Genomic DNA, 687 nt, shown 5'->3' with positions numbered 1-687 from the left:
GGCACCGGCGCCCGCCCCGTCGGCCGCGGCCCCGTCGCCGTCGGCCCCTGCCCCGTCGGCTCCGGCCGCCCCGGCCGGCACCCTGACGGCGGCCGAGCGCGCCCGGCGCTCCAAGGTGCTGGCCCGCCGCCGCCGGACCACGGTGCTGCTCTTCCTCGCCTTCACCCTGGGCGCGGTCGTCGCGGGCGTCGGCGGGCTCGCCCTCCTGTGGGTGCCGGGCGTCCCGGCCGTGCTGCTGAGCGCGTACATCTGCTACCTGCGCGTCCATGAGCGCCGCCGCTTCGCCTTCACCATGGACCAGCGCCGCGCCGAACTGGCCGCACAGCGCCTTCGCGAGGGCCGCGCGCGCTCCCATGCCGCGCCCCCCGAGGACGGCTCCGCCGACGCTGACACCGTTGTCCACCACTCGGCGCCCCCGGCGGCGGGCGGCGCGGCGGCGGCGCGCAGCGCGGGCCGGCGTGCCCTGGTCGAGCAGACCGACCACGCCGAGTGGGTCGACCAGCAGCGCGACCGGGGGCCGGGCGAGGGCTGGGAGCCCGTGCCCGTCCCGCTGCCCACGTACGTCTCCGCGCCGGTGGCCCCCCGGGCGACCGGCGCCGGTGCGGCGGACACCTGGAGCTCGGCCCGCTCCAGCACCGTCGAGCCGGCCGACGCCCACCGTCCGCCCGTCGAGGACCGCCGTGGGAC

Annotated in this window: 1 pseudogene; it reads left to right on the top strand. The window is 80.5% G+C overall.

Annotation, left to right across the window (positions count from 1 at the left end):
- Positions 1 to 687, top strand: a pseudogene (locus K6I33_RS35490) (hypothetical protein); the annotation flags it as partial.

The sequence above is a fragment of the Streptomyces sp. UNOB3_S3 genome (genome assembly GCF_020740895.1).
Taxonomy (GTDB): domain Bacteria; phylum Actinomycetota; class Actinomycetes; order Streptomycetales; family Streptomycetaceae; genus Streptomyces.
The sequence above is the reverse complement of the archived record's forward strand: the minus strand, read 5'-3'. Positions and strand labels throughout refer to the sequence as shown.